This is a genomic window from Paralcaligenes ginsengisoli (assembly GCF_054781135.1).
The window spans coordinates 22970-45821 of record NZ_BAAGUZ010000023.1 but is presented as its reverse complement, the minus strand read 5'-3'; the positions used below and the strand labels follow the sequence as shown (position 1 = coordinate 45821).

The 22852-nt window shown below is 59.2% G+C and carries 21 protein-coding genes and 1 tRNA gene; 13 read left to right on the top strand and 9 right to left on the bottom strand.

Annotated elements, in window-relative coordinates:
• Positions 1-434 precede the first annotated feature (434 nt).
• Positions 435-1268, bottom strand: a complete 834-nt coding sequence (locus ACYVIS_RS12065) for an EcsC family protein (protein WP_460874067.1) — start codon at positions 1266-1268, stop codon at positions 435-437.
• Positions 1269-1405: 137 nt separating this feature from the next.
• Positions 1406-2527 carry an LPS O-antigen chain length determinant protein WzzB gene (locus ACYVIS_RS12060; RefSeq protein WP_460874066.1) on the bottom strand — a complete coding sequence of 374 codons (1122 nt, stop codon included), beginning with the start codon at positions 2525-2527 and terminating at the stop codon, positions 1406-1408.
• On the opposite strand from ACYVIS_RS12060, the gene ACYVIS_RS12055 reads away from it, so the two are divergent.
• On the top strand, positions 2506-3066 hold the full coding sequence (locus ACYVIS_RS12055; protein ID WP_232743808.1) for a transcriptional regulator: 561 nt from the start codon (positions 2506-2508) through the stop codon (positions 3064-3066). The two genes, ACYVIS_RS12060 and ACYVIS_RS12055, sit on opposite strands and share 22 nt — an antisense overlap.
• 110 nt (positions 3067-3176) lie before the next feature.
• Here ACYVIS_RS12055 and ACYVIS_RS12050 read toward each other — a convergent pair whose 3' ends face one another.
• Positions 3177-4028, bottom strand: a complete 852-nt coding sequence (locus ACYVIS_RS12050; RefSeq protein WP_460874065.1) for a LysR family transcriptional regulator — start codon at positions 4026-4028, stop codon at positions 3177-3179.
• A gap of 94 nt (positions 4029-4122) precedes the next feature.
• Here ACYVIS_RS12050 and ACYVIS_RS12045 point away from each other — a divergent pair, with 94 nt between their 5' ends.
• Positions 4123-5097, top strand: coding sequence for a quinone oxidoreductase family protein (locus ACYVIS_RS12045; RefSeq protein WP_460874064.1), 975 nt, complete (start codon positions 4123-4125; stop codon positions 5095-5097).
• Positions 5098-5160: 63 nt separating this feature from the next.
• On the opposite strand, the gene ACYVIS_RS12040 is transcribed toward ACYVIS_RS12045, so the two are convergent.
• Positions 5161-5236 (bottom strand) — tRNA-Thr (locus ACYVIS_RS12040).
• Positions 5237-5287: 51 nt separating this feature from the next.
• A complete protein-coding gene (locus tag ACYVIS_RS12035; RefSeq protein ID WP_232743811.1) occupies positions 5288-6736 on the bottom strand; it encodes a YdgA family protein in 1449 nt (482 codons plus the stop codon).
• 206 nt (positions 6737-6942) lie between these two features.
• Between ACYVIS_RS12035 and ACYVIS_RS12030 the strand changes: the two genes are divergently transcribed.
• A complete protein-coding gene (locus tag ACYVIS_RS12030) occupies positions 6943-7560 on the top strand; it encodes a 2-hydroxychromene-2-carboxylate isomerase (RefSeq protein WP_232743812.1) in 618 nt (205 codons plus the stop codon).
• 538 nt (positions 7561-8098) lie between these two features.
• On the opposite strand, the gene maiA is transcribed toward ACYVIS_RS12030, so the two are convergent.
• The 3 genes from maiA to ACYVIS_RS12015 are packed head-to-tail and all read right to left on the bottom strand — an operon-like array spanning position 8099 to position 10191.
• Positions 8099-8743: a maleylacetoacetate isomerase gene (maiA, locus tag ACYVIS_RS12025; protein ID WP_460874063.1), complete on the bottom strand. Its 645-nt coding sequence runs from the start codon at positions 8741-8743 to the stop codon at positions 8099-8101.
• Positions 8744-8752: 9 nt separating this feature from the next.
• Positions 8753-9715, bottom strand: coding sequence for a 4-hydroxy-3-methylbut-2-enyl diphosphate reductase (gene ispH, locus ACYVIS_RS12020; protein WP_232743814.1), 963 nt, complete (start codon positions 9713-9715; stop codon positions 8753-8755).
• Entirely contained in the window at positions 9715-10191 is a 477-nt protein-coding gene (locus tag ACYVIS_RS12015) for an FKBP-type peptidyl-prolyl cis-trans isomerase (protein WP_232743815.1), read from the bottom strand. The genes ispH and ACYVIS_RS12015 overlap by 1 nt, the downstream gene beginning before the upstream one ends.
• Before the next feature lie 49 nt (positions 10192-10240).
• Between ACYVIS_RS12015 and radC the strand changes: the two genes are divergently transcribed.
• The 5 genes from radC to ACYVIS_RS11990 all read left to right on the top strand — a co-directional run bounded on the left by radC (position 10241) and on the right by ACYVIS_RS11990 (position 15967).
• Positions 10241-10918 carry a RadC family protein gene (gene radC / locus ACYVIS_RS12010; RefSeq protein ID WP_232743816.1) on the top strand — a complete coding sequence of 226 codons (678 nt, stop codon included), beginning with the start codon at positions 10241-10243 and terminating at the stop codon, positions 10916-10918.
• A 275-nt stretch (positions 10919-11193) separates the two neighbouring features.
• Positions 11194-11823, top strand: a complete 630-nt coding sequence (gene kynB, locus ACYVIS_RS12005) for an arylformamidase (RefSeq protein WP_232743817.1) — start codon at positions 11194-11196, stop codon at positions 11821-11823.
• A 592-nt stretch (positions 11824-12415) separates the two neighbouring features.
• Positions 12416-12682: a type B 50S ribosomal protein L31 gene (locus ACYVIS_RS12000; protein WP_232743818.1), complete on the top strand. Its 267-nt coding sequence runs from the start codon at positions 12416-12418 to the stop codon at positions 12680-12682.
• 97 nt (positions 12683-12779) lie between these two features.
• The gene (locus ACYVIS_RS11995; protein ID WP_460874062.1) at positions 12780-14549 is read left to right on the top strand and encodes an ArnT family glycosyltransferase; all 1770 of its coding nucleotides are present in this window, start codon (positions 12780-12782) and stop codon (positions 14547-14549) included.
• Positions 14546-15967 (top strand): MATE family efflux transporter, encoded by a 1422-nt coding sequence (locus ACYVIS_RS11990; RefSeq protein ID WP_460874061.1) that lies wholly within the window; start codon positions 14546-14548, stop codon positions 15965-15967. Before ACYVIS_RS11995 ends, ACYVIS_RS11990 begins: the two co-directional genes overlap by 4 nt.
• A gap of 51 nt (positions 15968-16018) precedes the next feature.
• Here ACYVIS_RS11990 and ACYVIS_RS11985 read toward each other — a convergent pair whose 3' ends face one another.
• A complete protein-coding gene (locus ACYVIS_RS11985; protein WP_370635994.1) occupies positions 16019-17206 on the bottom strand; it encodes a class I SAM-dependent methyltransferase in 1188 nt (395 codons plus the stop codon).
• Positions 17207-17533: 327 nt separating this feature from the next.
• On the opposite strand from ACYVIS_RS11985, the gene ACYVIS_RS11980 reads away from it, so the two are divergent.
• The 5 genes from ACYVIS_RS11980 to ACYVIS_RS11960 all read left to right on the top strand — a co-directional run bounded on the left by ACYVIS_RS11980 (position 17534) and on the right by ACYVIS_RS11960 (position 22851).
• Positions 17534-18727 carry a Bcr/CflA family multidrug efflux MFS transporter gene (locus tag ACYVIS_RS11980; RefSeq protein ID WP_255696645.1) on the top strand — a complete coding sequence of 398 codons (1194 nt, stop codon included), beginning with the start codon at positions 17534-17536 and terminating at the stop codon, positions 18725-18727.
• Between the two features lie 198 nt (positions 18728-18925).
• The gene (rpmB, locus tag ACYVIS_RS11975) at positions 18926-19162 is read left to right on the top strand and encodes a 50S ribosomal protein L28 (protein WP_232743822.1); all 237 of its coding nucleotides are present in this window, start codon (positions 18926-18928) and stop codon (positions 19160-19162) included.
• Between the two features lie 34 nt (positions 19163-19196).
• Complete coding sequence (gene rpmG / locus ACYVIS_RS11970) at positions 19197-19364, top strand: 50S ribosomal protein L33 (RefSeq protein ID WP_232743823.1); 168 nt, start codon at positions 19197-19199, stop codon at positions 19362-19364.
• Positions 19365-19525: 161 nt separating this feature from the next.
• Positions 19526-22183, top strand: coding sequence for a leucine--tRNA ligase (leuS, locus tag ACYVIS_RS11965; RefSeq protein WP_232743824.1), 2658 nt, complete (start codon positions 19526-19528; stop codon positions 22181-22183).
• Between the two features lie 8 nt (positions 22184-22191).
• The gene (locus ACYVIS_RS11960) at positions 22192-22851 is read left to right on the top strand and encodes an LPS-assembly lipoprotein LptE (protein WP_232743825.1); all 660 of its coding nucleotides are present in this window, start codon (positions 22192-22194) and stop codon (positions 22849-22851) included.
• Position 22852 lies beyond the last annotated feature (1 nt).

The window sequence follows — 22852 nt, the reverse complement described above, 5'->3', positions numbered from 1 at the left end:
CGCCGGACTACACAGCACCGCCCACCCTGCGGCTTGCGTTGAGGCAATGCATAGAGAGAAGCATTGGGGTCATGCACTGAGAGAAACGGTGAGGTCATGCATCGAGGTATACGCTGGGGCCAGCACGTTCATTCCAGGCATGCCATTACGCGAGCCGTCTATCGGGGCTTGGGGTCAGGACCGGCGTAAGGCGTGCGCCGGATTTAGCTCGGCAAGGCGGGGGAAGTCGTCGGGCGCTGTCTGAACGGAGCCTCGCGCAGTGTGCGAGGCGCAGTGAGTTCGCCCGACGCCCGCCTTGCCGAACTAAATCCGGATGAAGCACGCCGTGCCGGGCCTGACCCCAAGCCCCGATAGACGGCGTCTTTATATACCAAACCGTAAATACCAAACCGACCAAAACATCGAATGCCATAAACACTCAAACCAAAAATACACTAACGCCCACGTTGCCGAGCCAGAATCTCGGCGAATATCTCTTGATATTGCGCCTGGACAAACGCTTTCCCGTAGCGCTGCTCAAGTCGCCGGACAATGAAATGGCCTCGGGCCATATCCTGGAAGTGGTCGATGAAAATATAATTTACGCCACCTCCCATCAAAGCCCCCAGCACAGGAATGGCCTGCGCCAATACCTTGTCCGCCACTTGCCCGGAAAAACGGCTGGCGACTTTTTCAATGAATTGACCTACCAGCGGCGCCGCGGCGGCCTTGCCCGCGAGTTCGCCGGCTTTGGCCGCGGCCACATAATCGGCGGCCGCCGCCAGGGCCTGGCTCAAGCCGGTCCTGACTATAAAATAGGCGGATTCCGCCGCGTCATCGTCTTTGGACCTGCCGCCCAGCGCGAAAACCTCGATGCAAGCCAGCCGGCTTTCAGGGCGGGACAGATCCTCCCCTTCGCTGCGGGCAATATCGGCAATCGAACGCAACATAACGGTCGTCGAAAGAGGCAGTTCCACAGCCAGGCCCGCCAGGCCCAGCACGCCCCCCGCCGCACCAGCCAGCGTCGCCGCTATTTTGTGCGACGAATCCCACGATGCCTTTTGTATTTTCCGCGCATCCATCGTGAAAATGGCGGCGTCCGTAACCCTGAGCAGGGATTTTTTTGTATATTCGCCTATTTTTCGTTGCCAATTGCGGGGCAGCCTGTCGACCCCCAGGGCCAGCGGCTTGCCGACATAATTGGCAATCTTTATCCCCAGGCCAGGCTCTTCCAGCAGGCGCACCGCCTTGCGCAAGTCATCCGTTTCCTGAGCCGTGAGTGTATCCATCGAGACGATTCCTGTACGCGTGCAGATCTTTCGTGTCTGGCAGACATGCCATCGACACCGGGCTTGTTCGCCCCTGCTCTGCCGGTAATAGTATCAAGAGACGCGCTCGACCGGATACCCGCGTCATTCTGTCCGTTTTATGAACGGCCCTGGTTGTTTTCCATGCCGGCCACCGTCCGTTCCAGGCTTGCAATTTTGTATTTTCGCACGGCCTCATTCACAAGAACCCACCCACAACCGAGCATTCCGCCCAACAAGATGCCCAATGCGATGATCAAAGACCTTTTTGGCGCATCGCGTGATGCAGGCAAGGTCGGGGAAAGCTGGAAACTGTAACTGTTGGATGTCGCAATACTGTATTTCAGCAAAGGCTCCAGCAAGCTCAGTTCGCGCTTGATCTCGTAATAACGGGCCGGAAAAATCAAAGGGTATGTTTTGGCTGTGTCAAGCTCGGCGGACAGGTATTTCTCGCCCAGCATGAACAGATGATTGGCGTCCCTCAATTCAATCACCGTGTTGCCGGCATTGTTTCGCCCTACTGCGTAATCCCTCAAGCCTGCCTTGCCCGCGGTGGCCAGTGCCGTCTGTAACGTGGCGATTTGATTCTCGCGAGCGCTTTTGAGCTTGAATTCAATACTCCCCAGTTCGGCTTTCCTGAATTGGACGCTCGCATTGAGGGAATCTTCAAACTCGCCATCGATCAAATCAAAAGCTTTTTTATTGACCATCGCGATATACGCGCCCAGAACCTCTTGCGCCGCCCTGGCGGTGAGCGCTGTGAAGGAAACGGTGTAATACGGAGCGATCTGATCCTTGCCGGGAGATTTTACCAATAGGCTATGGTCGGCCAGGCGAGTCAATATCCGCCTGGCATTCTCGGGATCGGCATTGGCACTCAAATTTTTATAGTATTGCGCGGTGGCCAGGAACTCCAGCTTGGTGCGCTGCGCGGAACTCAAATCAACAAAACTGGCAAACAGGTTCTTGATAAGAAGATCGGTATCCACCGTCTTGGTGCCATCCGCGCGGGCCAGCGCCCGCCGCTGCTCCAGATAGGCTTTTATCTGCTCGACCCTGGGAGGACTGACATAGGCCACGGACGTCCACCGCTGCGCGGCGGTGAATGCATAGAACGTCGCCACGGCGGTTACCAACATGGTAAACGCCAGAATCACCCATTTTTTTTCCCATAATATGCGGCACAACTCGAACAAATCTATTTCATCGCTATCTGGCGATGCGGGGTGTTGCACAGGCATATTTACATTTTGATTCAGAAGATAACGGTTGCCAATATAAACCATTTGGTTTTATTAAACAACCGAATGGTTCTCAATTGCGGATTCTCTTGGGCCACACTTTCGGCATGCCATCTCATGATGAAAAAATTGCCTTCGCGGAACGGCTCAAACAAGCCTTGAAACGCAGCCGGAAGAAAGTCGAAACGGCGGCGGATCTCGCCTTGCAATTCAATCTTCGGCATTCCAACGAACCTGTCACGCCGCAGGCGGCTCAAAAGTGGCTGTCGGGCAAGTCCCGCCCCATGCCGGACAAGATTGAAACGCTCGCTGACTGGCTGGGCGTGTCCGCTCAGTGGCTGCGCTACGGCGTCGGTGAAAAGATACGTGCGCAGCCAACTCGGCTGGTGTCCAAAGAGCCCGCGGCGAGCAGCGTCGGATACAGCGACGAGGAGCGCGAGCTGATTGAAAAAATGCGCTTGTTGACGGAACATCGCCGTTACCTGATTATCCAGATCATCAGGGAGCTGGCCCTGGAGCAGGAAATGTGGCTTAGCTGAAGCTTGGCCGCAGTACGCAACCGGAACAAGATTTCAATCCATCGACGGCTTGCGGCGATTTTTCTTTTTCAGCATGCTGATTCAGGGAGTCGCTTCAAGCTCAAGGTACTTCAGGAAACTGTTCCGAAACCTTCACGAATAGACTTGACGACGGCGCGGATGGCGGCCGAGCCTTTCATGTCGGCGTGGAATACCAGCCACGCATCCCGCATCACCGGCGGCTGGCCGGGTACCGCGGCAACGAGTGCCGAATCGTCCTCTGCCATGAAATCCGGCAGCATTCCCACGCCTCCCCCCTCTCGCACCAGGGCACGCTGGATCTCCAGCGTACTCGCCCGAAACCGGATGGGTCGGCCCGCCACCTGCCGGATAAGGGCAGCTTGCTGCGCAGCAAGATCCAGGCCTTCATCATAAGCAACAAAGGCCCAATCCTGCGATTGCGTCTGGCCCAAGTAAGCAGGATTGCCATACAGGCGAAAGGCAAGTTCCGCGAGCTTCACGATGATGAGCTCGCCTTCGGCGGGCCGACTGAGCCGGATGGCTATATCGGCTTCCCGGCGGTCCAGCGAAGCCTGGCGGGTTTCGCCCAATAGGCGAATCGTAAGCGCGGGATGTTGCGTGCGCAGGGCTACCAGCGGGCGTGCCAGCATTGCCGCGGCCAAGGCCGGCGGCGCGCTGATGGTAACGTTTCCCGCCAGAGCGGAACGGGCGCTTCCGGCTGCCCGGTCGATCGCCCGGGCGCCCGTCTCCATGCGCTCGACCAGGGCTGCGACGCGCTCGCCATCCACCGTAAGCGACAGCCTGCGGCCGCGCCGATCCACAAGTTTGAGACTCAACTCGGTTTCAAGCGCGGCAATGCGGCGCGCTATGGTCGCGTGCTCGACGTGAAGCTCGCGAGCCGCCCCGGACAAGGTGCCCGCTTGCGCCAGCGCGGCGAAATGACGAAGGTTTTCCCAATCCATTATTGTTAAATTTTTCACATAACATGACAAATATTAGGGAATTTTCAAACAAACTGCAATCAATGAAAATACCTCCAACCTAATGGAGGAAGCAATGGATCAAATGATCAGAATGAGGGGCACGGGCGGCGTGGATCAACTGGAAGTTGTCTCGTGCGAGCCGCAGGCACCCGGGCCGGGCGAAGTGCGCATTCGGCACCAGGCAATTGGCGTCAACTTCATCGACATCTACCACCGCATCGGCCTGTATCCGCTTGCGCCGCTGCCGGCGGTCCTCGGTGTCGAAGGCGCCGGAGTGGTCGAAGCCGTGGGAGACGACGTCGCGGATCTCGCTGTTGGGGATCGCATCGTCTACGCAGGCGCCCCGGTCGGAGCCTATGCAACGACACGGCTATTGCCACGGGTGCGGGCAATCCTGGTGCCCGACCACATCAGCCCGCGCATTGCGGCGGCTTCGATGCTAAAAGGGCTAACGGCGCATATGCTGTTCACGCGCACGTATCCGGTCAATGCCGAAAGCACAGTTCTTATTCATGCCGCGGCAGGCGGCCTGGGCGCCATGCTGGTGCGCTGGTCCAAGCATCTTGGCGCAAGGGTAATCGGCACCGCCGGATCGGCCAGGAAGGCGCAGACCGCCAAAATGCACGGCGCCGATCATGTCATCGTTGGGCGCGACGCCGATATCGTCTCTGGGATCGCAGCCTTGACGGATGGCCGCGGCGTCGACTTCGCCATCGACGGCATAGGCGGCGACATGCTCCTGAAGACGCTTGCCTGTGTTCGCCCCTTCGGTACAGTCGCCAGCATGGGCCAGGCGGCCGGCCCGATACCGCCGATCAGCGTCGACCAATTGGGCCCGCGCCGCTCGTTGTCCCTCGCCCGCCCCAGCATCATGGCCTATTCGGGAGACCCAAATACTTATTTGGCCGCATCCGAGGAACTCATCGCCGTAATGCAAGCAGGTGTAGTGGCCGAGATCGGCAACGAATATCCCCTGGCCGAAGCCGGCAGGGCACAAGCCGACCTCGAAGGAGGCCGCACCACCGGCAGCGTGCTGCTGATCCCCTGAGGGCGGGCAAGCCGCAAAACAAAACGCCAATCTGTGAAGATTGGCGCAAGTGCTTGATTCTATTGGTGCCGATGAAAGGAGTCGAACCCTCGACCTTCTCATTACGAATGAGCTGCTCTACCAACTGAGCTACATCGGCGTGGCGGATGACCGTTCCGACCAAGCCCGCCATTATACACATTTGTCGAAATTACATGACCGCGGCCATGGCTCTTTGCACAAATTCCTGCACCGACATTTTCTTGCCATTGGCATCGATACTGTTGTTTTCGTACCGAATCGCCGACACGGCCTTGTCGCTGTCGAGCTTGACCAGGCCGGTGGTCTGCAGCTTGCCCAGATACTGATCGAAAAGCATGGCGCCCAGCATATCGGCCTGCCCGCCGGCCGGTCCGCCGCCCTGCAACTGGCTCATTGTCTTGATGAACATGGGTTTGGATATCGAGATATCCAGCGTCACCAGTTTCAGGATTTGCGGCAACAGCGTATCGGCGCCCGCGTTGAGAGCCGCCTCTTTGTCGGCGGGGCTGACCAGATTCACATTCAGCGCAATTGTGCTTTGACCTTTGTCGTTTTTCCAGACCAGAGGGTCGATCGACACAGAAGGATTGCTGGCCAGCACGTCCAGGAACTTCTGGCGCAGCAGGGCCGACTCAGCATCGGTCAGTGTCAAGTCTTCATCGGTAGCATTGCCGTGCTTGGCTTTAATGGCATCGTACTGATTGGCCAGCGCGCTCAGCGTGGCCACATCGAAATGGCTGGCCTTGGCTCCGGCCGAAATGCTGCCCAGATCGGCCTTGCCGGCAACGATGCGCCCGAAATCGTATCGCAAGGCGCCGTCGAGCAATTGGTTTTTCTGCTGGCTTTCCAGGTTGACCGTCAACTTTTCAACCTGCAGCGGCTCATTCACATCGGATGAAAAAACCATATTGTCGGCGCTCGCGGAACTCTGCACCTGGGTATCGTTTTCACCAGCCGTGATCGTTTTGCTTTTCAGCTCGATATTCTTGAACTGCAGATTCTCATGATCGTCGGCCTGCGCCAGGCCAAACGAATCGAATTGCCCGGTAATCGTGCTGTTGTCGAAATTCCGGGAAAACACCATATCGATTTTGCCGCCGCTGAACTTGACGCTGTCGCCGCCATTGGCGTAATCCAAAGGCTGCAGCGTCCACTGCGAATGACCTGCCCCTGAAAAATCGACTTTGGTCACGGCCGCAACCGGGGTTTGCCCCTTCAGGCTATCAAACCATTTTTGCGAGGCTGCCGTGGGCGCCAATCGGGCGCGGCTGAACGCCAGCATGGGAGAAAAATCGCCCGAACGGAGCGCATCGAACGGAAAGGGGCCATGCTGCAAATGATCGGCCAGCTTGAAATCGATCGGCTTGCCGTCAGCGCCCTTCATTTCAAGCACATACGTCACATCGGATGAAAATACATGGCGGCTGTAATCGCCGATGGAAACCTTAAGGCCGCTACCGCCCAGATCCGGCCCCAACATTTTGGCCAGGCGCACATTGGCCTGCTGGACGGACTGCTCTATTACGGCTTGGGCGCGCTTGCCCACATACCAGGAGGCGCCCAGGTAGGCGACTCCCAGAACAAGCACTACACCCAGTACCTTCGCGCTTTTTTTCATTGATAGCCTGCCGATTTATGATGGTTCGACGCATGGCGCAAAAGCCATGCAATCCACAATCATAACCAATAGAAAGCAAAAATCGCTATACACTCAAACAGACCTGTCGGCACCGAGCCAGAATTACATGTTTTTGCGAACAGGCGCTTCAAGGCCAGGGCCGTTGCCGTCCATCCCAATAACATTTGTTGCGAGCAGCCACACCCATGAGCACTCCCATCGATTTTTATTTTGATTTTTCATCGCCGTACGGCTATTTTGCCAGTACCCGCATCGACCAATTGGCGGCGGAATTTGGCCGTACCGTGAACTGGCACCCCATTCTGCTTGGCCCGATGTTCAAGATAATGGGCGTTCCGCCCTTGATCGAAGTGCCTATCAAAGGGGATTACTCGCGGCACGATTTCGACCGCACCGCCGCCCTTTTCGACATTCCGTACAACCATCCGGCCCGATTTCCGATTTCCACTCTGCTGGCCGCCCGCGCCATGCTCTGGATCCAACAAAACCTGGGCGCCGCCCAAAGCAGGCAGTTCGCACACGCGGCATACCGCGCCTACTTCGCGCAGCAACAAGACATCGACAAGCTGGATACAGTGCTGCAACTGGCCGAGAAAGCGCAGGTAGAACCGGCTCGGCTGGCCGAGGGAATCCAGCAGGACGACATCAAAGCCTCACTCAAAACCAGTATCGATGCGGCCATCGCGCGCGGCGTATTCGGCTCTCCGTTCGTCTTCGTGGACAACGAACCGTTCTGGGGCTACGACCGCTTCGATTACATCCGCAAATGGCTGCGGCGCCCAGCAAGGGTACGGGCGGATTGACCTGACAGGCGGCCACAAGGGACCTGTACGAGCCCCTATTGCCGCATTGTCCTGAAGCACCGTGCGCTTACAAAAAACGCTGGCATAGGGGATATGCAAAAAACGCAGCCCCATAAGCGTGCAAAAAACGCAAGCCTGTGATCATCCGAAAAACGCAGGCCTGGATCGTACAAAAAACTCAAATGCAAGCGGGGGTGGCGGCCCAGGCGGGGTGGGCGAGCTTGAGTCCGCCGCGGCCGCAGCCTGGATCGGGATGCAAGGGAGCGGTTGTTTGAGCGTCAAGGGTGTCCACAGCCCGGGGGGCTGTGGACGACGCGAGTTCCGCGACCGCCCGATCCAGGCTGCGGCCGCGGGCAGTCCTGGCAACGCCAGGACCGGACGATGCGAGCTCCACCCCGCCTGGGCCGCCACCCCCGCGTCTCAAGAACACAGAGGGCGACTGGCCGCAAAAGCCACCTACGCCATCCACAAGCACTTCACGAGGATAGCCCCCCGCGTCACGATCTCCTGACTTCCAAGACAACACCTACGCCAGCGATTACTCGGCATCCGGCTGATTGGCGGGCGCGGCCTGTTGAAACGCAGCAAGCTCGGCACAAGCGGCGTCGATCCGCACAATAGTCGGCATGGCGCCCAGATCGCACTCGAAACGGCGCGCATTGGCCACTTGCGGCACCAGGCACAAATCGGCGAAACCGGGCCGATCACCGTGGCAATAGCGGCCGGTCTGCGGCTTGCCGGCCAGCAGCTTTTCAACCGCCGTCAAACCCTCGACCACCCAATGCCTGTACCACGCATTCTTGGCTTCTTCAGAAACATTCATCTCGTGCTTCAGATACCTGAGCACGCGCAGATTATCCAGCGGGTGTATATCGCAGGCGATAATCTGGGCAATCGCGCGCACCCGCGCGCGGCCCGGCGCATCGGCCGGCAGCAGCGCCGGCTCGGGATGAGTTTCTTCAAGATACTCGAGTATGGCCATGGACTGGCCCACCGTCAGATCGCCATCGACCAGCGTAGGCACCAGCGCCGTCGGATTCAAGGCGCGATACGCGTCCGACAACTGCTCCCCCCCGTGCCTGAGCAAATGCACCGGCATCGTTTCATACCTCAGGCCTTTCAGATTCAGGGCTATACGCACGCGATACGCGGCGGAACTGCGAAAGTAGCTGTATAGCTTCATGACATCGTCCTAACGTTTGCGCGACAATTCTTTAGGCAGAGGAAAAGCCACGTTTTCCTGGGCTCCAGGCAAGGTGCGCACCGAAACCGCTCCCAGCTCCTTAAGACGGCCTATCACCTGCTGCACCAGCACCTCGGGCGCCGACGCACCTGCCGTTACGCCAACCCGCCGGGCCTGGTTCAGCCAGGCCGGATCGATCATCCCTGGGTCGTCGATAAGGTGCGCGACCGCTCCTTTGCGTTCGGCCACCTCGCGCAAACGATTGGAGTTCGAGCTATTGGGGCTGCCGACGACCAAGACCAGGTCGCACCCCGGCGCCATGATCTTGACCGCGTCCTGGCGATTCTGCGTGGCGTAGCAGATATCGCTTTTCTTGGGCTCGGTAATAGTCGGGAAACGCGTGCGCAAAGCGTGCGCCACCGCGGCGGCATCGTCGACCGACAAAGTGGTTTGCGTGACGAACGCCAGATTGTCGGGATCGCGCACCTGCAACTGGGCCACATCCTGGGCAGTTTCGACCAAATACATGCCGCCGTCCGCCTGCCCCAGAGTTCCTTCGACCTCGGGATGGCCGCGATGGCCGATCATGATGATTTCACGCCCGGCTGCGCGCATTTTGGCAACCTCGACATGCACCTTGGTAACCAGCGGGCACGTGGCATCGAAGACCTGCAAACCCATGAGCTCGGCCTCGGCACGCACGGTCTTGGCCACCCCATGCGCTGAAAACACGACAATGGCGCCTTTGGGGGCCTCGTGAAGCTCGTCGATGAAAATGGCGCCTTTGGCTTTTAGATCCTGCACCACATAACGATTGTGAACAATCTCGTGACGCACATAGATAGGGGCGCCATGAAGCTCAAGCGCCCGCTCGACGATATCGATGGCGCGATCCACGCCGGCGCAAAAACCCCGGGGCTGGGCCAGAACGACTTCGACATCGGACTGCGTCTCGTTGCGTGTCGCAGACATTACAATACTCCCAACAAAGACACATCGATGCGCAGATCGACGCCCGCCAGCGGATGATTAAAATCGAAAAGCGCCCAGGTATCGCCCTGCTCTTTGAATACCCCCGAATAGCGACCGCCGTTGGGCGCCGAAAACTCGACCATATCGCCAGGCTGGAACCGGGATCCGGGCTCGGTGTGCTCGGCCAGCATGGCCAGCGTTACACGCTGCAGGAGATCGGGATTGCGCTCGCCATAAGCCTGGGCCGCCGGCAGCTCGACGCTGAAACGCGTGCCGTCTTCATGGCCCAGCAAGGCCTCTTCCATGCCGGGCGCCCACTGTCCGTTGCCCATCTGCAGCGTGGCGGGGCGGCCATCGAAGGTGTCGGCAAACACCGATCCCGCCCCGGGGCCGGACGCCAGTACGATACGATAATGCAGGGTCAAGTAGGAGTCGGGGCGGACAAAAGCGTTCACTGAATCGGAAATGGAAGTCAAAATCTGTCACCGTGGAGGTCATTGCTATTGATCTATTTTAGAGCCTCTTATGACACTTCACACGTCCCCGACGAATCCCGAGCGTCCGCGCGAACGCCTGATCGCTCACGGCGCAGCGGTTCTGACCTCGCCGGAGCTCCTGGCCATCATCCTGCGTACCGGAATAAAAGGCTGCGACGCCGTCAGCCTGGGACATCGCCTGATGACGCAATTCGGAGGCCTGCGCGGCCTGCTGGCGGCCGACGCGCAAACGCTCCTGTCCATCGACGGATTAGGCATGGCCAAAACCTGCGAACTCCTGGCCATCAACGAACTGAATCGGCGCGCCCTCGCCGAAGACCTCAAGGCCGGCCACGCCCTGGATCAGCCGCAGCGTGTCAAGCATTACTGTACCGCCACTCTGGGACATTTGCGGGTCGAGCACTGCATGGCCCTGTACCTCGACAGCCAGTACCGCCTGATCGTCAGCGAGGAAATATCACGAGGCACCCTCACCCAGGCGTCGATATACCCGCGCGAGGTCATCAAGGCCGGGCTCAGGCACCACGCCGCCGCCCTGATCCTGGCCCACAACCACCCCTCGGGCGTGGCCGAACCCAGCGAAGCCGACCTGACCCTCACCCGGCACCTGAAACATGCATTGGCGCTGGTCGACATCAGATTGCTGGATCACCTTATCGTAACGGGCGGCCAAGCCATTTCACTGGCCGAACGGGGGCAGATTTAAACGCAGCTCGCCGCCCGCGCTTGCACAAGCGGGTTTACGCGACAGCGGGCCCGCAAGAGTTGCCCCACGATCAGGAATTGGGGCAATCCGCAGAGGACACGTAGTGGCGGCCCTGTGCAAACACTCCGCCATTCCAAACAAAAACCGCCGGAATGGTATAAGCTTCAAACACCTGCAAACTGTTGATAGCACTCGCATAAAGGAAGCGGGGGCCGGGCCGCACATGGCACGCTATCCCTCTCCGAGCCACGCCTCGGAGGTTCCCGCACAAGACCATGAAACATCTGTGGGACATATCACCCGCCGTATCGTCGCGCTCGCCGGTATTTCCGGGCGACACGCCTTATAAACAACACTGGCGCTGGTCCATCGGCGCCAATTGCCCAGTCAATGTCAGCGAAATAACCATGTCGCCGCATGTGGGAGCCCACGCCGACGCCCCCCTGCACTACGACGCCGAAGGAGCACCCGTCGGCACGCTGGGGCTTGAACCATTTCTGGGGCCCTGCCGGGTCATCCACGCCATCCACAGCCGCCCCCTGATAACCATCGACGATCTGCTGCCGTCCCTGGCCGGTGCCCCACCCCGGATACTCGTGCGAACCAGCATGCGGGCCGCGACCGAGCTCTGGAGCGACGAGTTTTCAGCCTTCGCCCCGGAAACCGTCGCGTACCTGGCCGATAAAGGCGTCCTGCTCATCGGCATCGATACCCCCAGCATCGACCCAGCATCGAGTAAAACCCTGGACAGCCACCAGACCATTTTGCGCCACAATATGCGAGTACTCGAAAACCTGGTGCTTGACGCGGTTCCGGCAGGCGATTACGAACTTATTGCGCTACCCCTGGCTTTTATAGAGGCCGACGCCAGCCCGGTGCGCGCCGTGCTGCGGTCGCTGAACTAGAACATTTTGGATTCAAGCGTTTACGGCACTCAATGCATTCCCGTAACGCAGCCGCAGGGTGGGCGGTGCCGTGCAGTCCGGCGGTAGTCCAGCGCCGGGTGCTGACGAAGGGAAGGCGGGGGATGTCGGCGGGCCCTGTTTGAGCCCGGCCTCGCGAGGCCGGGCGAGTTGGCCCGACGCCCGCCTGGACGAGGCAGACCCGGGCAGTCGGGGTGCGCAGCACCACGACCGCTGGACGTGCCGGACTACACAGCACCGCCCACCCTGCGGCGTCTTTATAGAATTACCCGTCCAAAGTAATAATATCAAACCCAAACGGCCCCAAAAAAAATCGACTGAATCGCGCCCAGCCGCCATAAAACACTTAAACCCAAAATACCCCAGGCAATGGCCCGGCCGCCAAAAACAGTTTGCCAACCGATTTACAAACCTCGGCTTTCCATGCTAGAATTTCTGGCTAATTATTGGATACGTGGTTAGGTTTGGCAAAAACAGCTGCGGCGCCCTTTGGGGTTTTGCGCAAAATGCCTTCAAGCCTGGCTGGCGACCCGGACTATTTGGGATAGCATCCCAGGAATAACAGGAAACCGACATGAAAGAAGGCATCCACCCCGAATACCGCGACGTGGTGTTTCTGGATCAGCAAACAGGCACTAAATTTATTTCGCGCTCTACGCTCAACAGCCGCGAAACAGTCGAACTCGACGGTAAAACATACCCTCTTTTCAAGTGCGACGTAACTTCTGAATCGCATCCGTTCTACACGGGCGCTCAAACACGCATCGTCGAAACCGGCCGCGTTGAAAAATTCCGCGCCCGTTTTGCCCGCACCGCTGGCACAACCAAGAAAGCATCGTAAATCGAACGATCCTGCGTCGTTCCTTGAAGGCAGCCTAGCGGCTGCCTTTTTACTTTAAGATAGCATTGTCTTTTTACCTCTCGGGGCGCCCATTTCCGTGTCACCCAACGACTCCCGATCCACCCCCGCTCGCCTGACTGCGCCGGCTACGATCAAGCTGCCTAGAATCCTGCTCCTGGTTCTTGGAGTCGTTTACATTTTTGCGGGGCTGTTTTTTCGAGACCCCTGGAAAACCGACGATGTGGTGGGGCTGGCCACGATGCTCACCGCCTTGCACGGCCCGGCGCAGGCCTGGCTGCTGCCGCAGGTCGGGGTGCTTGCCCACGCGCAGGACGGCCCCCTCATTACCTGGGTCGGGGCTTTCAGCATCTGGCTTTTCGGGCCGTTTTTCGAGTACTTCACCTCCTCCCTGAACGCCGCCCTGATTGCCTCGCGCCTGCCCAATCTGCTGTGGTTCGGGCTGGTTACAAGCTCGATATGGTACGGCACCTATCTGCTGGGCCGCCGTCCGGAACCGCAACCGCTGGCCCTGCCGTTTGGCGGGGAACCCACCGTGCGCGACTACGGGCGCATGATTGCCGATGCCGCACTCCTGCTCATTGTCGCTACGGTGGGCATCCTGTGGCGCATGCACGAAACCTCCGAGGTGCCCGCCCTTATCGCATTCCAGGCCCTGGCTTTTTACGCCGTGGCCCGCATGCTGGACCGGCCATTGTCCGGCGCGATTACCCTGGGCGTCGCACTGGCCGGGGCCTTCCTGACACGGGGTTGGATCGGATCACTGCCCATCATGCTGGCGGTGCCCTTTATATTTCAGCCGCGCAGCGTGTTGTGGCATGCCAAGCACTGGCTCGTCATCACAATAGTAGTGACCGTATCGCTGATTGCCCTGTGGTGGATCCCGGCCAACCGGGTCGGCGACTACTGGATGCAAAACTGGTGGAGATGGAATCTCGGCTCCTTCTCCTGGCCCAGCTACGAAACAAGCTTGAGCATTTTGCGCGATCTGCCCTGGTTCTTGTGGCCCACCTGGCCCTTTGCGCTGCTGGCGATCTGGCGCTGGCGCTCATGGTTGGCGGCACCGCATATCTGGATCCCGCTGATGTTCGCCGCCTGGCCGCTGCTGACCATGTTTTTCCTGGCCGACGTATTCGAGCCTGAATACAGCCTGATGGCTGTACCGGTGGCCGTGCTTGCCGCCTTCTCGCTGCCCACCCTCAGGCGCGGAGTCGTCAATTCGCTGGACTGGTTTGCCGTCATGTGCTTTTCGCTCACCGCCGCCACGGTATGGCTCGGATGGGTTGCCCTGCAAACAGGCTGGCCGCGGCAAATTGCCCACAACATCGCGCGACAAACGACCGGCTACGAGGCCCATGTGGCGCCCGCAGCCGTATTGATCGCCCTGGCGGCTACCCTGACCTGGGTGGGGCTGGTGCGCTGGCGGCTCCATTCAAAACCCCTTGCCCTGTGGCGTGGAACAGTCCTGTCGGCCGGAGGCCTGATTGTCACCTGGGTGCTGCTGGCCACGCTCTGGATGCCGGCGCTGGACTACGTGCGCAGTTATCGCGATGTGTCGGCCCAACTGAAAACAGCATTGCAAACCTATAAAAAGCCGCACGAATGCGTGCGCGCACAAGGAGTCGGATCGGGCCAGCGCGCCTCGTTCCTGGTCTTCAACCAAATTAACTTCAGCTACGATTCCCATTGCACGCTGATTCTGCAGCAAACCTCGCCGCAGAGCCTCGAAAATGGTACGGCGGCCTATTCGGGAGCGGCCGAGTCCGGCACAGCCGAAGTGTTGTGGCAGGGCAAGCGCGGGCCGGACCGCCATGAAATCTTCCGATTGCTGCGCGTAATCAAGAAATGAGATCCACCATACCTTCACCGGTAACGTTGGGGTTTTACATCAAGGAAACACTCAGGCAGGCCTGGCCGGTGCTGGTCAGTTCCTGGGCGGGTATCGCATTCGGCGTGATCGATACCGCCATGGCCGGCCACGCAAGCGCCGCAGACCTCCAGGCCATGGCGCTTTCCGTGTCCATCTACATCACCATTTTTGTCGGCCTGATGGGCGTCGTGCACGCCCTGATCCCCATTCTTGCCCAACATTACGGAGGCGGGCGCTATCTGGAAGTAGGCCGAACCTGGGGCCAGGGTGTCTGGCTGGCCCTGGGGCTGTCGCTGGTGGGTGCCGTGACCATGCTGTTCCCCGATTTCTGGTTGATGCTGTCGGGCGATGTCGAGCCTGCCGTGCGCAACGGAATCACCTGGTACTTGCGCGCCCTGATTCTGGCTTTGCCGGCCACACTGGTTTTTCGCACGATTTACGCACTGGGGGCGGCGGTGTCGCGGCCCAAAACCGTAATGACGATCAACCTGATCAGCATCGTCTTCAAATTCCTTTTCAACTGGCTGTTCATGTTCGGCAAGCTCGGCCTGCCGGCAATGGGGGCCGCCGGCGCCGGCCTGTCGACTGCGGTAGTCAGCTGGCTTTGCCTGGGCACGGGCCTCTGGGTGCTGCGACGCGACCCCTACTACACAAGATTCAAGCCCACCCTCGGCCGCCTGCACTGGCCCGTTCTGAAGGAATTGCTGCGGCTGGGGCTGCCCATGGGCGGCTCTTACCTGGTTGAGGTCTGCGCCTTCAGCTTCATGGCATTGCTGATTGCGCGGGAAGGCATGTTTGTTTCAGGCGGGCATCAAATTGCCGCCAATCTGGCCGCGCTGTGCTACATGATGCCCATGGCGGTGGGGGTCGCCTCGGCATCGCTCACTGCGCAAGCGATAGGAGCCAATGACTTCAAGCGCGCAAAAAAAACCGGGCTGGCGGGGCTGCTTGTGGTGCTCGGCGGTGCGCTGATCACCGCAACCCTGCTGATCGTTGGCCGCCCGCTCATCCTGGAGGCTTATACCGACGATCTGCAGGTCGCCGCCGTCGCGGCAACGTTATTGCAGATCATTCCTTTTTTCCATCTATGCGACGCCATGCAATGCATAGGGTCTTATTTGCTGCGGGCCTATAAAGTCGCGGTCGTCCCATTGCTGTTGCAGATCGTGGCCCTGACCGGCATCGGACTGGTCGGAGGCTGGTGGCTGGGCTTCGGCGCTGGAGCCGGCGCCCTGCGCCCCCTCATCAACGCCCTCATGCCCGGCGCACCGACCGGTGCCGCAACCATGTGGCTCATGGCGCTGACCGGACTGGGCCTGTCGGCCTTATTGCTGCATAGCTGGTACTGGCACGTGGTGCGGATTCACGGTCAGCGCCACTCCCGCCAAGCCGCTTGATGCAGGCCCGCAAGGGACGGCCACAAGAGCCGGCCCTTGCGGGCGACGCTTCTACGAATAAATGTAGTCGCGGCGCCATGGGTAGCTCAAGTCCGGCGGGCTGTCGAGTTCATCGGTGCGCCCTATCGAAATGGGCTGGGCCAATATTTGATGCAGCGCTATCCAGCCGTGCTCGAAACCCATCGCGCAACCGGCCAGGTACATTCGATAGGCACGCAGCGAGCGTTCACCCTGCTCGCCTCCGAGAATCGCCCGGGCTTGCGGCAAACATGCCTCGAGCGCATCGCTCCATGCCCACAGGGTACGCGCATAGTGCGGCCGCAGGTTCTCGATATCGACATCTTCAAGGCCGCCGTCGGTCAGATTGGCGAGCACATTGCTGATGTGGGTCAGTTCTCCACCCGGAAAAATGTATTTCTCGATGAACTCGCCCATGCCGGCGCCAAGTTCGGCGTTCTTTACACCGCCGGCCGTAATTCCATGGTTGAGCACCAGGCCGCCCGGGCGCACCAGACGGCGCAATTTGGAAAAATAGCCGTTGAGCTGAGCCCTGCCCACGTGTTCGAACATGCCAACCGAGGCAATCTTGTCGTAGGGCGTCGATTCGTCGAGCTTGCGGTAGTCGAGCAGATGCATGCGTACCTGCCCACCCAGGCCTTTGGCCTCGATCAGGCGATTGACATGGGTATGCTGGTTTTTGGACAAGGTTATGCCTGTTGCATCAACCCCGTAATTCTCGGCGGCCCACATCAGCAGCCCTCCCCAGCCGGCGCCGACATCCAGGAAACGTTCGCCTTTTTTCAACATGAGCTTGCGGCAGATATGATCGAGCTTGGCTTCCTGCGCCTGGGCGACAGACATGCCGGGTTCGCGAAAATAAGCGCAGGAATAAACCCTGCGCGGATCCAGCCACAAGGCATAAAACTCGTCGGACAAGTCGTAATGAAACTGAATCTGGCGTTCGTCGCGTTCGATGGAATGGCGCCACACCGACACCAGGCGCTGCACCAGTCCCGTCAGCCAACCGCCGCGAGCCGCATCAACAGGCGAGCCGGGCAAAATAGCCGCGGCAACCCGCATAAGATCGCGCATGGAGCCGTCGATATCAAGCTTCCCCTCGACATAATCTTCTCCCAGTACTCCCACTTCACCAGTGGCCAAATGCGCCAGAGTTGCTCTATCTTTGATAGTCATGCGAACCTGCGGATTGGGCGCTCCCAAACGCGCTCCATCGGGCATGACGAGTTCTACGGGCAACGGTAACAGCGCAAGCTTACTTTCGACAGCAGACACAACCGAACTCACAAGCAATCTCCTATTTTTAAGCGATGAAATTCTGAATAAAGCCAAGTTTTCACAAAAATAAGACGAATTGAGACGTGCTACGATGCCAGCCACCCTCAATTTGTGTCCAATTTATCATCAAATGGCCGATCGCGAATACCCGGCCACCACCCTGTCCCCCATTTCCCGTATCATTAATTCAGCAGGATTGCCGGCTGCGCGCCACCCCTGACACACCAGCGACCACGCCACCGGCGCCCCGGCGCCTTACCCTTTCCAGACATGTCTTCTGTGCAAAAAAAACACGCTTTCCCCCGGTGGCTGATCTTGATGGGCCTGCTTACGGCCCTCGGCCCGCTGGCCATCGATATGTATCTGCCCGCATTCCCCGCGATAGTGCAAGGCCTGAACACGACACAGGGGCAAGTAGAGCGGACACTGGCCAGTTATTTGTTCGGCCTGGCCATCGCGCAGATTTTCTACGGGCCCTTTGCCGATCGCTACGGCCGCAAGCTGCCTCTCGTCATGGGGCTGGCCCTGTTCATTATCGCCTCGATCGCCTGCGGCCTGACCAGCAGTATCGAACACCTGACCTTGTGGCGTATCGTGCAGGCATTTGGCGGAGCATCGGGCATGGTCATCCCACGGGCCGTCATACGCGACAACTTCGACACCCGCGAAGCGGCCAAGGCCCTGTCCGTACTGATACTGGTCATGGGAGTTACTCCCATACTGGCCCCGCTTCTAGGTGGACAAGTCCTGATTTTCGGAAGCTGGCGCGGCCTGTTCGCGATCATGACAATCTGCGGCGTGCTCTTGCTGGTGGGCGTAATCCGCTACATGCGCGAAACGCTCCCACCCGAAAAGGCCATTCCGCTGAGAGTCTCCACGATTGCCCGCAACTACACGGGATTGCTGCGCCACAGGGGATTCATGTGCTACACGCTTGCCGGAGGGTTCGGATCGGCAGGCATGTTTGCTTACATTTCCGGATCGCCACGCGTATTCATCGAGATTTTTCATGTCGATCCGAAATATTTCGGATTTTTATTCGGACTTAACGCAGCGGCGCTCATCATTACCTCGCAGATCAGCGCAAGGCTGCTGAACCGCTACTCCCCCGAAACCCTGCTTAAAATCGCGCAAATCTGCCTGGCCGGCATAACCCTGGCGGCGTTGATGGTCACCCTCGCGGGCGCAATGACGCTGCCTCTGCTCATGCTTTGCCTGATCGGCTTCATGGGAAGCCAGGGGTTCGTAAGCCCCAATGCCGCCGCGTTGGCCCTGTCCGAGCAGGGCAATCGCCTGGGAGTGGCATCCGCCCTCATGGGTACATTGCAAATGCTGTGCGGAGCCCTGTCGGGCCTGGCCGTCAGTGAATGGCAATCCAGTACACCCCTGCCTTTGACAGGCATGCTGGCGCTTTGTGCCTGCCTGTCGTGGCTATTTGGGCGCGTGGCCTTACGTACCGCTTGATTAGACTGGGCATTTCGTATTAGAATACTAGGCTTTACGAATGTACCGGTCTTTTAATTAGCCTACACGATTATCCACCAAGGCACAGGCCCGAATACCAAGCTGCATGCCAAACCGCATGCAATGTATGTATGGCCCGAGTCGCCGGTGGGGCAAGTGACGGTGATAGGCCAATCTAAATTATCAAGGGGTATGACCATGGCACGCGTATGCCAAGTTACCGGCAAAGGCCCAATGACGGGCAACAATGTTTCGCACGCAAACAATAAAACCAAGCGTCGCTTTTTACCTAACCTGCAATCGCGCCGCTTCTGGGTCGAGAGCGAAAACCGCTGGATACGCTTGCGCGTTTCCACCAAAGCGATCCGCACAATCGATAAAAACGGCATCGATGTCGTTTTGGCCGACTTGCGCGCCCGCGGCGAACTGGCTTAAGCCACGCTAGCGTTCTAACCATCAGGAGCTGATCATGGCAAAAGGTATACGCGAGAAAATCAAACTCGAATCGACCGCCGGTACTGGTCATTTTTACACGACCACCAAAAACAAACGCAGCATGCCCGAAAAAATGCTGATCAAAAAATTTGATCCCGTTGCTCGCAAGCATGTCGATTACAAAGAAACCAAGCTTAAATAAAAAAAGCGGTTTTTTTATCGAAGACCCCGCCGCGGCGGGGTTTTTTCATGCCCGCCCCAAACACGCCGCCCCTTGGGCCAACCCCGCATTCGACCTCGGCGGCCGCGCCGCCCTATAATGCGGGGTTTACCTTACTGAACTTCACTGAACCCCCGGATCCCATGCAGGAACGCTATAACCCCACTGCCGTCGAAGCGGCCTCCCACCAAAACTGGCAAGCACGCGACGCGTATCGCGTCGTGGAAAACGCCACGTTCCCGGACGGCACGGCCAAGCCCAAGTTCTATGCCTGCTCCATGCTGCCCTACCCGAGCGGCAAACTGCACATGGGGCACGTACGCAACTACACCATCAACGACATGATGGCGCGCCAGTTGCGCATGCGCGGCTATAACGTGCTGATGCCCATGGGCTGGGACGCGTTCGGCATGCCGGCCGAAAACGCCGCCATCAAATCCAAGGTGCCGCCCGCCAAATGGACGTACGACAATATCGCGTACATGAAAAAGCAGATGCAGGCGATGGGTCTGGCCATAGACTGGTCGCGCGAAATGTGCGCCTGCGACCCCCAATACTACAAATGGAACCAGTGGCTGTTTCTGCAGATGCTCGACAAGGGCATCGCCTATCGCAAAACCCAGGTTGTCAACTGGGATCCGGTCGATCAAACCGTACTGGCCAACGAGCAGGTCATAGACGGACGCGGCTGGCGCTCGGGCGCCCTGGTCGAAAAGCGCGAAATTCCGGGTTACTACCTGCGCATCACCGACTACGCCGATGAACTGCTCGATCACGTGAAAAGCGGCCTGCCCGGCTGGCCCGAGCGCGTACGCCTGATGCAGGAAAACTGGATAGGCAAAAGCGCGGGCGTGCGCTTTGCCTTTACGCACGACATCAAGAACGATACCGGCGAACTCATACAAGACGGACGCATGTATGTCTTTACGACCCGCGCCGACACCATCATGGGCGTTACATTCTGCGCCGTCGCTCCCGAGCACCCGCTGGCCATGCACGCGGCACGCGGCAACCCCGAGCTCGCGGCTTTTATCGAAGCCTGCAAGCAAGGAGGCACGACCGAGGCCGAACTGGCCACGCGCGAAAAAGAAGGGATGCTCACAGGGTTGACCGTCACGCACCCGTTGACCGGGGCCCAGGTCGATGTATGGGTCGGCAATTATGTGCTGATCAGCTACGGCGACGGCGCGGTCATGGGCGTGCCCGGCCACGATGAGCGCGATTTTGCCTTTGCCAAAAAATACCGCCTGCCCATCCGCGACGTCATTGCCATCGACGGCAAAACCTATTCCACCGACGCCTGGCAGGAATGGTATGGCGACAAGCAGCAGGGGCACACCGTCCACTCGGGCAAATATGACGGCCTGAGCACCGCCGCGGCCGTCGATGCCGTGGCCGCCGATCTGGCTGCTCAGGGCCTGGGTGAAAAACAAACCACCTGGCGCTTGCGCGACTGGGGGATTTCGCGCCAGCGGTACTGGGGCACGCCAATCCCCATTATCCATTGCCCCGATTGCGGTCCGGTGCCGGTGCCCGAGCAAGACCTGCCGGTGGTGCTGCCCGACGACCTGATCCCCGACGGCAGCGGCAACCCCCTGGCCAAGCACGAGGCATTCCTGTCCTGCAAATGCCCGAAATGCGGAACAGCGGCGCGGCGTGAAACCGACACCATGGATACCTTTGTCGATTCATCCTGGTACTTCATGCGCTACACCTCGCCCAACAACGACAAGGCCATGGTCGATGCCCGCAACGACTACTGGATGCCCATGGATCAATACATAGGCGGGATTGAGCACGCCGTATTGCATCTGCTGTACGCCCGTTTCTGGACGCGGGTCATGCGCGACCTGGGCCTGGTGAAATTCAGCGAGCCCTTCACCCGGCTGCTATGCCAGGGCATGGTGCTCAATCACATCTACTCGCGCAAGAACGCGCAGGGCGGCATCGAATACTTCTGGCCCGAAGAGATCGAAAACACCTACGACGCCAAGGGTGCGATCAGCGGATCGCACCTGCGATCGGACGGATCGGCCGTCCAGTATGGCGGCATAGGCACCATGTCCAAATCCAAAAACAATGGCGTGGATCCCCAGTCGCTCATCGACTCCATGGGTGCCGATACCGCCCGTCTGTTCGTCATGTTCGCCAGCCCGCCGGAACAAACTCTGGAATGGTCCGATTCGGGCGTGGAAGGCGCCAACCGTTTCCTGCGCAAACTCTGGATGCTCTGCCTCGACAGGCAGTCAACCGTACTGGGCGCGCCGGCTGCCGCCGCCGACTGGTCCCAGGCCAGTGAAGCCATCAAGGCCCTGCGGCGCGAAATCCATGGCTTGCTCAAGCAGGCCGATTACGACTATCAGCGCATTCAGTACAACACGGTGGTCTCGACCTGCATGAAAATGCTCAACGCCATCGAGTCGGCCAAACTGGGCGACAGCCAGGCCGCATCGCAGGCCGTGGCCGAAACGCTGAGCATCCTGCTGCGCGTGCTGTATCCGGTCGTGCCCCACATCACCTGGCAGCTCTGGCAGGATCTTGGTTTCGATCGCGCCTACGGCGACCTGCTCGATGCACCCTGGCCCGACGTCGACGCAGCGGCGCTGATTGCCGATGAAATCGAACTCATGCTGCAGGTCAACGGCAAGCTGCGCGGCTCTCTCACCGTCGCCAACGGCGCCAACAAGGCCGACATCGAGCAACTGGCGGTGGCCCACGATGCCGTAGCCCGCTTTCTCGAGGGTCGGCCCGTCAAGCGAGCCATCGTGGTTCCTGGCAAACTCGTCAATATTGTCGGATAAAATCAGCTATGCACAATTTCCAGCTCAGGCACCCTTCCCCATCGACGCAACGCGGCTTGCGGGGGCTTGTCTGCGTTGTGTTATGCGCGTTGCTGGTGGCATGCGGCTTCAAGCTGCGGGGCACTGCGCCTTTGCCGTTCGACACGCTGTATACCAATATTCCCGAAAACTCGGAATTCGGCGCGCAAATGCGGCGCGCCATCCAGGCCAGCTCGCCCAATACCCGGTTTGTCGACAAACCGGGCGATGCCCAGGCCAAGCTGATTCAATTGGCCAACAACCAGTCCCTGCGCGAAGTTTCCATCAATGCCCAGGGCCTGGTCGAAGAATACGAGCTCAACCTGACCTTCGTCTTCGAACTGATCGATGCCAAGGGCCACATACTGCTGCCGCCCACCACTCTCACTTCCAGCCAGGACATGCCTTACGATCCAAATGCGATCCAGGCCAAGCAGGGAGAAATCGGCACCATGTTCAAGCAAATGCAGAAGAGCCTGGTGGACCGCGTCGTTCGGCGCCTGAGCTCGCCCGATGTGACCGAAGCCGTCAAGAACCTGGACCAGCAGCCGATCGAAGAAAACCCCAAAGGCTCTTCACGGTACCAGAATACGCCCAAACCCACGCCCTGGATCACGCCGCGCATCTCGCCGGGAACCGGGCTGCAGTAAG

Coding starts and splice junctions, on each gene's coding strand:
- ACYVIS_RS12065 (WP_460874067.1), bottom strand. CDS start 1,268: ATGGATACACTCACGGCTCAGGAAACGGATGACTTGCGCAAGGCGGTG.
- ACYVIS_RS12055 (WP_232743808.1), top strand. CDS start 2,506: ATGCGGGGTGTTGCACAGGCATATTTACATTTTGATTCAGAAGATAAC.
- ACYVIS_RS12060 (WP_460874066.1), bottom strand. CDS start 2,527: ATGCCTGTGCAACACCCCGCATCGCCAGATAGCGATGAAATAGATTTG.
- ACYVIS_RS12050 (WP_460874065.1), bottom strand. CDS start 4,028: ATGGATTGGGAAAACCTTCGTCATTTCGCCGCGCTGGCGCAAGCGGGC.
- ACYVIS_RS12045 (WP_460874064.1), top strand. CDS start 4,123: ATGGATCAAATGATCAGAATGAGGGGCACGGGCGGCGTGGATCAACTG.
- ACYVIS_RS12035 (WP_232743811.1), bottom strand. CDS start 6,736: ATGAAAAAAAGCGCGAAGGTACTGGGTGTAGTGCTTGTTCTGGGAGTC.
- ACYVIS_RS12030 (WP_232743812.1), top strand. CDS start 6,943: ATGAGCACTCCCATCGATTTTTATTTTGATTTTTCATCGCCGTACGGC.
- maiA (WP_460874063.1), bottom strand. CDS start 8,743: ATGAAGCTATACAGCTACTTTCGCAGTTCCGCCGCGTATCGCGTGCGT.
- ispH (WP_232743814.1), bottom strand. CDS start 9,715: ATGTCTGCGACACGCAACGAGACGCAGTCCGATGTCGAAGTCGTTCTG.
- radC (WP_232743816.1), top strand. CDS start 10,241: ATGACACTTCACACGTCCCCGACGAATCCCGAGCGTCCGCGCGAACGC.
- kynB (WP_232743817.1), top strand. CDS start 11,194: ATGAAACATCTGTGGGACATATCACCCGCCGTATCGTCGCGCTCGCCG.
- ACYVIS_RS12000 (WP_232743818.1), top strand. CDS start 12,416: ATGAAAGAAGGCATCCACCCCGAATACCGCGACGTGGTGTTTCTGGAT.
- ACYVIS_RS11990 (WP_460874061.1), top strand. CDS start 14,546: ATGAGATCCACCATACCTTCACCGGTAACGTTGGGGTTTTACATCAAG.
- ACYVIS_RS11985 (WP_370635994.1), bottom strand. CDS start 17,206: ATGCCCGATGGAGCGCGTTTGGGAGCGCCCAATCCGCAGGTTCGCATG.
- ACYVIS_RS11980 (WP_255696645.1), top strand. CDS start 17,534: ATGTCTTCTGTGCAAAAAAAACACGCTTTCCCCCGGTGGCTGATCTTG.
- rpmB (WP_232743822.1), top strand. CDS start 18,926: ATGGCACGCGTATGCCAAGTTACCGGCAAAGGCCCAATGACGGGCAAC.
- rpmG (WP_232743823.1), top strand. CDS start 19,197: ATGGCAAAAGGTATACGCGAGAAAATCAAACTCGAATCGACCGCCGGT.
- leuS (WP_232743824.1), top strand. CDS start 19,526: ATGCAGGAACGCTATAACCCCACTGCCGTCGAAGCGGCCTCCCACCAA.
- ACYVIS_RS11960 (WP_232743825.1), top strand. CDS start 22,192: ATGCACAATTTCCAGCTCAGGCACCCTTCCCCATCGACGCAACGCGGC.